This is a genomic window from Kineococcus sp. G2 (genome assembly GCF_037154035.1).
GTDB lineage: Bacteria > Actinomycetota > Actinomycetes > Actinomycetales > Kineococcaceae > Kineococcus.
In genome coordinates this window covers 1-9,036 of record NZ_JBBBEM010000069.1, presented here as the reverse complement: position 1 = coordinate 9,036, position 9,036 = coordinate 1, and the positions used below count along the sequence as shown (strand labels likewise).

10 protein-coding genes are annotated in these 9,036 nt (G+C 76.6%); 8 read left to right on the top strand and 2 right to left on the bottom strand.

Annotated elements, in window-relative coordinates; translation table 11 throughout:
- The first annotated feature begins 37 nt into the window (after positions 1-37).
- Both dapC and V9U69_RS11400 read left to right on the top strand, forming a co-directional pair.
- Positions 38-1,210, top strand: coding sequence for a succinyldiaminopimelate transaminase (gene dapC, locus V9U69_RS11405; RefSeq protein WP_337061935.1), 1,173 nt, complete (start codon positions 38-40; stop codon positions 1,208-1,210).
- A gap of 120 nt (positions 1,211-1,330) precedes the next feature.
- Complete coding sequence (locus V9U69_RS11400; RefSeq protein WP_337061933.1) at positions 1,331-2,617, top strand: citrate synthase; 1,287 nt, start codon at positions 1,331-1,333, stop codon at positions 2,615-2,617.
- Positions 2,618-2,643: 26 nt separating this feature from the next.
- Here V9U69_RS11400 and V9U69_RS11395 read toward each other — a convergent pair whose 3' ends face one another.
- Positions 2,644-3,573, bottom strand: coding sequence for a hypothetical protein (locus tag V9U69_RS11395; RefSeq protein ID WP_337061932.1), 930 nt, complete (start codon positions 3,571-3,573; stop codon positions 2,644-2,646).
- Positions 3,574-3,578: 5 nt separating this feature from the next.
- Positions 3,579-4,592, bottom strand: a complete 1,014-nt coding sequence (gene dapD / locus V9U69_RS11390; protein ID WP_337061931.1) for a 2,3,4,5-tetrahydropyridine-2,6-dicarboxylate N-succinyltransferase — start codon at positions 4,590-4,592, stop codon at positions 3,579-3,581.
- An 80-nt stretch (positions 4,593-4,672) separates the two neighbouring features.
- Here dapD and dapE point away from each other — a divergent pair, with 80 nt between their 5' ends.
- The 6 genes from dapE (at position 4,673) to V9U69_RS11360 (ending at position 8,872) form a co-directional block, all read left to right on the top strand.
- On the top strand, positions 4,673-5,842 hold the full coding sequence (gene dapE / locus V9U69_RS11385; protein WP_442907735.1) for a succinyl-diaminopimelate desuccinylase: 1,170 nt from the start codon (positions 4,673-4,675) through the stop codon (positions 5,840-5,842).
- 2 nt (positions 5,843-5,844) lie between these two features.
- A complete protein-coding gene (locus V9U69_RS11380) occupies positions 5,845-6,465 on the top strand; it encodes a TIGR00730 family Rossman fold protein (RefSeq protein WP_337061930.1) in 621 nt (206 codons plus the stop codon).
- On the top strand, positions 6,462-6,752 hold the full coding sequence (locus V9U69_RS11375) for a DivIVA domain-containing protein (RefSeq protein ID WP_337061929.1): 291 nt from the start codon (positions 6,462-6,464) through the stop codon (positions 6,750-6,752). Before V9U69_RS11380 ends, V9U69_RS11375 begins: the two co-directional genes overlap by 4 nt.
- 14 nt (positions 6,753-6,766) lie before the next feature.
- On the top strand, positions 6,767-7,246 hold the full coding sequence (locus V9U69_RS11370; RefSeq protein WP_337061928.1) for an SRPBCC family protein: 480 nt from the start codon (positions 6,767-6,769) through the stop codon (positions 7,244-7,246).
- Positions 7,243-8,523: a hypothetical protein gene (locus tag V9U69_RS11365; RefSeq protein WP_337061927.1), complete on the top strand. Its 1,281-nt coding sequence runs from the start codon at positions 7,243-7,245 to the stop codon at positions 8,521-8,523. Before V9U69_RS11370 ends, V9U69_RS11365 begins: the two co-directional genes overlap by 4 nt.
- Positions 8,524-8,704: 181 nt before the next feature.
- Positions 8,705-8,872, top strand: coding sequence for a DUF3117 domain-containing protein (locus V9U69_RS11360; protein ID WP_242127468.1), 168 nt, complete (start codon positions 8,705-8,707; stop codon positions 8,870-8,872).
- Positions 8,873-9,036 lie beyond the last annotated feature (164 nt).

Genomic DNA, 9,036 nt, shown 5'->3' with positions numbered 1-9,036 from the left:
CGGTGGTGGCCTCGCTGCCGCCGCAGGGCGAGGAGCACTGAGCACCCCGCCGCCCGCCCGCCGCGGGCGCGGGGCGGCGCTGCCGGACTTCCCGTGGGACTCGCTGGCCGGTGCCAAGGCGCTGGCGGCGGGCCACCCCGGTGGGATCGTCGACCTGTCCGTCGGCACCCCCGTCGACCCCACCCCCGCGGTGGTGGCCGACGCGCTGCGCTCCGCGGCCGACGCGCCCGGCTACCCGCTGACGTGGGGCACGCCCGCGCTGCGGGAGGCGGTGGCGGCCTGGTTCGCCCGCCGCCGCGGCGCGCCCGGCGTCGACCCCGACGGCGTGCTGCCCACGGTCGGCTCCAAGGAGCTCGTGGCCTGGCTGCCGTTCCTGCTGGGCCTGGGGCCCGGCGACGCCGTGGCGCACCCCGCGGTGGCCTACCCCACCTACGACGTCGGCGCCCGCCTGGCCGGGGCGACGCCCGTGCCCGTCGACCCCGCCGGCGGCGCGGCGGCGCTGGAGGAGGCCCGGCGCGCCGGGCACGCCGTCCGCCTGGTGTGGCTGAACTCCCCGTCGAACCCCACCGGCGCCGTGCTGGAGGCCGAGGAGCTGGCCGGCGTGGTGGCGTGGGCGCGCGAGCACGGCGCCGTCGTCGCCAGCGACGAGTGCTACGCCGAGCTCGGCTGGGACGAGCGCCACGACGCCTCCCGCGGCGGGCTGGTGCCCTCCGTGCTGGACCCGCGCGTCACCGGCGGCGAGCACACCGGCCTGCTGGCGGTGTACTCCACGTCCAAGCAGTCCAACCTCGCCGGGTACCGCGCCGCGTTCGCCGCCGGTGACACCGCCCTCGTGCGCGAGCTGCTGGAGGTGCGCAAGCACGCCGGGATGATCGTGCCGTGGCCGGTGCAGGTGGCCCTGCGGGCGGCGCTGTCCGACGACGCCCACGTCGACGCCCAGCGCGAGCGCTACCGCGCCCGGCGCGAGGTGCTGCGCGGCGCGCTGGAGGGGGCCGGCTTCCGCGTGGACGCCTCCGGGGCCGGCCTGTACCTGTGGAGCACCCGCGGCGAGGGGTCGCGGGCCACGGTGGACCTGCTGGCCCGGCACGGCGTGCTGGTGGCCCCCGGCGACTTCTACGGCGCGGCCGGTGCGCAGCACGTGCGGGTCGCGCTGACGGCCACCGACGAGCGCGTCGCGCAGGTGCCCGAGCGCCTGGCCGCCCTCGGCTGAGCGCCCCGACCCGGCGGGGGGACGGGGTGGGGCGCGTGGAGGAGGTGTGACGAAGCCCATCCCGCGCAGGGCCGCCCCCGGTGTTGGGGACGGCGCTCGCGGACGGGTACGGTCAGCCGCATGGTGGACTCCGTGACGCTGAAGCACGCAGGTGGCGACCTGGACCTGCCGGTGACGCCGGCCACCGAGGGCGCCTCCGGCTTCGGCATCTCCAGCCTGATGAAGGAGACCGGGCTGGTCACCCTGGACTCCGGCTTCACCAACACCGCGTCCTGCACCTCCGCGATCACCTACATCGACGGCGACGCCGGCGTCCTGCGCTACCGCGGCTACCCCATCGAGCAGCTGGCGGAGAAGTCCTCGTTCCTCGAGACCAGCTACCTGCTGATCTACGGTGAGCTGCCCACCAGCGAGCAGCTCACCGCGTTCACCGAGCGCATCCAGCGCCACACCCTGCTGCACGAGGACCTCAAGCGGTTCTTCGACGCCTTCCCGCGCGACGCGCACCCCATGCCGGTGCTCTCCAGCGCCGTGAGCGCGCTGTCGACCTTCTACCCCAACAGCCTCAACCCTTTCGACGTCGAGCAGGTGGAGCTGTCCACGATCCGCCTCATGGCGAAGCTGCCGACGATCGCGGCGTACGCGCACCGCAAGTCCCTGGGCCAGCCCCTGCTGTACCCGGACAACCGCCTGGGCCTGGTGGAGAACTTCACCCGCATGGCCTTCGGCAACCCCGCCGAGTCGTACGAGATCGACCCGGTCCTGGTGCGCGCGCTGGACCAGCTGCTGATCCTGCACGCCGACCACGAGCAGAACTGCTCCACCTCCACCGTGCGGCTCGTCGGCTCCGGGCAGGCGAACCTGTTCGCCTCCGTCTCCGCGGGCATCCACGCCCTGTCCGGCCCGCTGCACGGCGGCGCCAACTCCGCCGTCCTCGACATGCTGGAGTCCATCCGCGACTCCGGCGAGGACGTCGACACCTTCGTGGCGCGGGTGAAGAACAAGGAGAAGGGCGTGCGCCTGATGGGCTTCGGCCACCGGGTGTACAAGAACTACGACCCGCGCGCGGCGATCGTGAAGAAGACCGCCGACCAGGTGCTGTCCCAGCTCGGCAAGCGCGACGAGCTGCTGGACATCGCGATGCGCCTGGAGGAGATCGCGCTGTCCGACGACTACTTCGTCGAGCGCAAGCTGTACCCGAACGTCGACTTCTACACCGGTCTCATCTACAAGGCGATGGGCTTCCCGACGAAGATGTTCACCGTGCTCTTCGCGCTGGGCCGCCTGCCCGGGTGGATCGCGCAGTGGCGCGAGATGATCAACGACCCCGCCACGAAGATCGGCCGCCCGCGCCAGGTGTACGTCGGCGAGGCCGCGCGCGACTACGTGGACGTCCCCGCCCGCTGAACGGCGGTGCTGCCGGCGGGTGCGCGTCAGGCGACGCGCACCCGCACACCACCGGCGGGCACGCCGGTGTCCTCGGCGACCCAGCCGTGCCGGGACCGCTCGCGGTCCCAGCGGTGGCCGGCCACGCTGACCTCCACCACGGCGAGGTCGTCGGCGGAGGCCACCGCCCAGCTCGCCGCCGCCCACGCCAGGCGCTCGGCGTCCTCGCCGCCGAAGACGTGCTCCAGCTCCTTGCCGACCGTGCCCGGCACCACCTGGGGTTCCGTCCCCAGCACCTGCACGGCCATCGACTCCCGCAGGCGCTGCGCGGCCGGTGACGGCTCCTCGTCGTCCCCGATCCGGGCGTCCGGCTCGGCCCGCCGCAGGCTGCAGGTGAACCCGGCCGGCGTGTACCCGGTCAGCGCGGAGGCGATCAGCCTCGCCTCGGTCTCGTGGTCGCCGTACGCCAGGGGGAAGGCGCTGCGCTGCACCCGCTGCGCGGCGTCGGTGACCTCCAGCTCGCGGTAGCCGTCCACCTCGACCAGGGCGTCGTAGAAGGCGTTCGTGGCGAAGACGGGGTCCTGCACCTGCTCGGGGGTGCCCCACCCCTGCGAGGGCCGCTGCTGGAACAGACCCAGGGAGTCGCGGTCGCCGTGGTCGAGGTTGCGCAGCCCCGACTCCTGGATCACCGTCGCGATGCCGATGGTGACCGCCCGCGCCGGCAGGCCGCGGCGCACCGCGATCCCGGCGACCGTGGCGGCGTGCCCGGCCTGCTCCGGGGACAGCGACGTCGTGGCCCCGTCGACGGTCGCGGTGCACCGCTCGCGCACCACGGGGGCGTCGTCGTCGCCGACCAGCCACACCACCCCGGCGGTCGCGACGGCGAGCACCGAGCCGGCGGCCACGAGGGGCCGCAGGCGCCGGGCCCGGCGGTTCGCCGCGGCCCGCGAGCGGGGGAGCCGGCGGGTTCCGGGCACCGCCGTCAGTTGGCGTGCAGCGCGGCGTTGAGCTCCACGCGCACCCCGCGCCGCGGCAGCGCCTCCACGGCGCCGCTGACGGAGTTGCGGCGGAACAGCAGCCCGGAGGCCCCGGACAGCGTTCGCGCGGCGACCGTGCGCTGCGCCGCGCCCGACTCGTCCAGCACGGTGACCTTCGTGCCGGCCGTGACGTACGTGCCGGCCTCGACGACGCAGTCGTCGCCCAGCGAGATGCCGGTTCCGGAGTTCGCCCCCAGCAGGGTGCGCTCGCCGATGCGCACGACCTCCTTGCCGCCGCCGGAGAGCGTGCCCATGATCGAGGCGCCGCCGCCGACGTCCGAGCCGTCGCCCACCACGACGCCCGCGGAGATGCGCCCCTCCACCATCGAGGCGCCCAGCGTGCCGGCGTTGTAGTTCACGAAGCCCTCGTGCATGACCGTGGTGCCCGGCGCCAGGTGCGCGCCCAGGCGCACCCGGTCCGCGTCGGCGATGCGCACCCCGGTGGGGGTGACGTAGTCGGTCATGCGCGGGAACTTGTCGACGCCCAGCACGGTGACGGGACCGACGTTGGCGCGCAGCGCCAGGCGGGTGCGCTCGAAGTCGGCCACCGCGCACGGGCCGTGGTTGGTCCACACCACGTTCGCCAGCACCCCGAAGACGCCCGAGACGTCCAGCCCGTGCGGGGCGACGAGGCGGTGCGAGAGCAGGTGCAGGCGCAGGTACGCGTCGGCGGCGTCCGCCGGCGGGACGTCCAGGTCGATCTGCGTGGTCACCACCCGCTGGCGCACCCGGCGGTGCGGGTCGGAGTCCTCCAGCGAGGCCAGCTCCGCCGGCACCCCGTACGAGCTGGCCTCGCCCGAGGAGGCCGCGCCCAGCGCGGGGAACGGGTACCAGACGTCCAGCACGGTGCCGTCCTCGGCGACCGTGGCCAGGCCGTGCCCCCACGCGCGCCGGGAGGCGGCGCTGCTGCCGGGCGTGCTGCCGGGCGTGCTGGCGGGGGGGCTGGTCTGCTCGCTCACGCCCGCGACCCTACCCGCGCGCGGCGGCCCCGGCGGCGCGCGCCCGACCGGTGCGGGGCCCTCCCGTCTAGGGTTCAGGCGTGACCCCTCCGCCCGTCCCGACGCCCGCGCCGGCGCCCCGCGCGGTCCCGGCCGGCCACGACCTGGCCGACCCCGCCCTCGACGTCGTCGAGCTCACCCGCCGGGTGTGCGACACCGAGTCCGTCAGCGGCGGCGAGCGCGCCCTGGCCGACGCCGTGGAGGCCGCCCTGCGCGCCTGGGGCTCGCTGGAGGTGCTGCGCGACGGCGACGCCGTCGTCGCCCGCACCGTCCTGGGCCGTCCCGAGCGGGTCCTGCTGGCCGGGCACCTGGACACCGTCCCGCTGGCCGACCCGCCCAACCTGCCGGTGCGCCGCGAGCAGCACCCCGTCGACGGCGACGTGCTCGTCGGCCGCGGCACCTGCGACATGAAGGGCGGGGTGGCCGTCCAGCTGGTCCTGGCCCGCGAGACCGCCGCCGCCCTCGCCGCGGGACGGGCGCCCGAGCGCGACGTCACCTTCGTCTTCTACGACCACGAGGAGGTCGAGGCCGCCCGCAACGGCCTGGGCCGGCTGGCGCGCGACGTCCCCGGGGCGCTCGCCGCCGACTTCGCCGTGCTGCTGGAGCCGTCCTCGGCGGTGGTGGAGGGCGGTTGCAACGGCACCCTGCGCGCCGAGGTCACCACCACGGGCAGGGCGGCGCACTCCGCGCGCGCCTGGCGCGGCAGCAACGCCGTCCACGCCGCCGCCCCCGTCCTGGCGCGGCTGGCGCAGTACGTCCCGCGCGAGGTGGAGGTGGAGGGCCTGGTGTTCCGGGAGGGCCTGAACGCCGTGGGCATCAGCGGCGGGATCGCCGGCAACGTCATCCCCGACCGCTGCACGGTCACGGTCAACTACCGCTTCGCGCCCGCGATCGACGCCGCGCAGGCCGAGGCGCACGTGCGGGAGGTGTTCGACGGCTTCGACGTGCGCGTCACCGACGCCGCCGACGGCGCCCGTCCCGGGCTGCACCTGCCGGCCGCCGCGGAGTTCGTGCGCCGCACCGGCACCGAGCCGCTGCCGAAGTTCGGCTGGACCGACGTGGCCCGCTTCTCCGCGCTGGGTGTGCCGGCGGTGAACTACGGCCCCGGCGACAACGCCACCGCGCACGCCGACGACGAGCGCTGCCGGGTCGACGAGCTCGAGCGCTGCCTGGGCGTCCTGCGCGGGTGGCTGCTGGGGGAGGGGGTCTGACGATGAGCACGATCTGCCTGTACGGCAGCGCCTCCGGCGGCATCGACCGCCGGCACGTGGAGCTGGCCGCCACCGTCGGCCGGCTCATCGGCGAGCGCGGCCACGACCTCGTCTACGGCGGCGGCGGCACCTCCGTCATGGGCGCCGCCGAGGCCGCCGCGCGCGCGGCCGGCGCCCGCACCACCGGCGTGATGCCCAAGGCCCTCATGGAGGTCGAGCTGCCGCCCGAGGGCCTGGGTGAGCTCGTCGTCACCGACGACATGCGCGAGCGCAAGGCCGAGATGGACGCGCGCGCCGACGCCTTCATCGTGCTGCCCGGCGGCCTGGGCACCCTGGAGGAGCTGTTCGAGATCTGGGTGGCGCGCACCATCGGCCTGCACACCAAGCCGCTGGCCGTCCTCGACCTCGACGGGCACTACGCGGGCCTGCGCACCTGGCTGGAGGACCTCGTCGAGCGCGGCTTCGCCCGCCCCCTGGCCTTCGAGGTCGTGCACTGGGGCGCCGACCCCGCCGCCGCGCTGGACCACCTCGAGTCCGCGCCGCGCGAGCGGATCAGCCTGCCCAGCTCCGAGATCCTCGGCAGCTTCGCGGACTTCCCCGACGACCGCCGGGAGCGCGGGTGAGCGTCGCCGTCCTCCTCCTGGTGCTGCTGGCCGTCGGCGTCGCGGCGGTCGCGGCCGCCGTCGCCGCCGGCCGCGTGGGCGGCGGGCTGGGCCCGGCGACCAGCACCCGGCCCCACCGCGGGCTGCCGGACGGGCCGGTGCTGGCCGCCGACGTGGACGAGGTGCGGTTCTCGGTGGCGCTGCGCGGCTACCGGATGGACGAGGTCGACGCCGTCCTGGACCGGCTGCGCGAGGAGATCCGCGAGCGCGACGAGGAGCTGGCGGCGTGGCGCGCGGCGGAGGACTGAGGCGGCACCCGCGGGTGCTGGAGCGGACGGTGGTGTTCACCGCCGCCGCCGACTACCGCGCCGACGCCGGTCGCGTCTTCGACGTGCTGACCGACTGGCCGCGGCAGACGCGGTGGGTGCCGGCCACCGCGGTGGAGCGCCGCGGCGGGCTGCCGGGGGAGCCGGGGGAGCGCTTCGCGGGCGTCAGCCGGCTGGGGCCGTTCGCGCTGGACGACGTGATGGTCGTCGTCGCCACCACCCGCCCGGCGCCGGGGCGCCCGGGCCGGGTGCGCGTGCGCAAGGTCGGCACCCTGCTCGGCGGCACCGTCGACCTCGTGGTCCGCGAGCGCGGCCCGGGCCGGGCCCGGGTGGAGTGGACCGAGCGGCTCCTGCTGCGCCCGCCGGCGCTGGCGCTCGCGGCGGCGCTCGCCGGGCCGCTGCCCGCCCTGCTGGGTCGCGCGGCCTTCGGCGCGGTGCTGCGGGCGGCGCGCGCGGACCTCGAGGGGCGCCGGTGAGCGCGTCCCGTCCCGCAGCGTCCCGTCCCGCCGCGCCCGGGGCCGCCCGCACCGCGCCGCTCCGGCTGGGTGCGCGGCAGCGGCTGGCGCTGCGGTGGCTGCGGCTGCCGGCCGCCGTCCGGGTGCTGGCCGTGTACGCCGCCGCCCGGCTCTTCAGCGCCTTCGTGCTGGCCGAGGTGGCCCGCTTCCAGGAACCCAGCACCTGGACCCCGGCCGACCCCGGCTACGCCGACGTGCTCGTCCTGTGGGACGCCACCTGGTACCGGTCCATCGCCGAGGACGGCTACCCGGACGCGGTGCCGCTGGGCGAGGACGGCGCACCGGTGCAGTCCGAGCTGGCGTTCTACCCGCTGGCCCCGCTGCTGGCCCGGGTGCTGATGACGACGGGCCTGCCGTTCGCCTGGGCGGGTTCGCTGGTCTCGCTGCTCGCGGGCGCCGCGGCCGCCGTGGGCGTGCACGCGCTGCTGCTGCGGGCGCTGTCGGCGCGCTGCTCCGCCGGCGCCGCGCGGCGCGGTGCGTGGAGCGCGGCGGTGCTCCTCAGCGTCAGCCCGCCCTCGCCGGTGCTGCAGGTGCCGTACACCGAGGGGCCGGCCCTGGCCCTGCTCGTGGCGTTCCTGCTGCTGCTGCAGCGGCAGCGCTACCTGCCGGCGGCCGCCGTCGCCCTGGCCCTGGGGCTGACCCGGCCCGTCGCGGTGCCGCTGTCGGTGCTCGTCGGGGTGCACCTGCTGCTGCGGGCGCTGGCCGGCCACCGGCGCGGCGCGGTGCTGCGCGGGCGCGAGGCGCTGCGCTGCGCGGTGCTGCTGGGCGCCTCGGGCGCGGCGGGGCTGCTGTGGCCGGTGACCGCGGCGCTGCTCACCGGCCGCGCCGACGCCTACACCGCCACGATGGGCGCCTGGCGCAGCGGCGGGGAGGTGGTGTGGCTGCGGCCCTGGTGGGACGTCTCGCGCCACGTCTTGGGGCCGGTGGCCGGGCCGGTGCTGCTGGTGGTGGCCGTGGTCGCGTTCGCCGCCTGGCTGCTCGGGCGCCGCACCGCCGCGCTGGGCGCGGAGCTGCGCACCTGGTGCCTGGCGTACGCCGGGTACCTGCTGCTGGTGCTGGACCCCTTCACCAGCCTGTTCCGGTACCTGGTGTTCCTCTTCCCGCTCGGCGGGCTCGTCGGGCTGCACCCGCGCCGCCGCGGGGCGCTGACGGCGTGGGTGGTCGCCTCGCTGGCCCTGCAGGTGGTGTGGACCGCCTGGCTGTGGCGGTTCTCGCCCCCGGCGGACTGGCCGCCGTGACCGGCCCGTGACGGGCCCGTCGCCCGCGCCGTGCGGTGCTCGCGCGGGCGCGCGGGCGCGACCCGCCCGCCCGGTCGCGCGGCGGGAGGTGGCCATGGGGGATGATGGACGCACACACGCCGCCGCGGCACCCGGTCGCGGCCGGCGGGCGCACGAGGACCACGAGAGAGGACGCACGCCGATGGCGGCCATGAAGCCGAGGACCGGGGACGGTCCGCTGGAGGTCACCAAGGAGGGGCGCGGCATCGTCCTGCGCATGCCGTTGGAGGGGGGTGGCCGTCTCGTCGTCGAGATGACCCCCGACGAGGCCGGTGCCCTCGGGGAGGCCATCTCCTCGGTCGTCGGCTGAGGACCGCGGTCTCGGGGCGGGCACCTGCCGGTGCCCGCCCCGCGCCGTCCCCACCTCCGCGCCACTCCCAGGTTCCGTCGTCGAGCAGCAGGCAGGACGCCCCGTGAGCACTCCCACCCGTCCCGAGACCGTGCGCTCCGCGCCGCCCGAGCTGCGGCGCTGGA

Excerpts from the sequence above, each read along its gene's own strand:
- V9U69_RS11380 (WP_337061930.1), top strand. The coding sequence starts at position 5,845 with ATGAGCACGATCTGCCTGTACGGCAGCGCCTCCGGCGGCATCGACCGC.
- V9U69_RS11360 (WP_242127468.1), top strand. The coding sequence starts at position 8,705 with ATGGCGGCCATGAAGCCGAGGACCGGGGACGGTCCGCTGGAGGTCACC.
- V9U69_RS11400 (WP_337061933.1), top strand. The coding sequence starts at position 1,331 with ATGGTGGACTCCGTGACGCTGAAGCACGCAGGTGGCGACCTGGACCTG.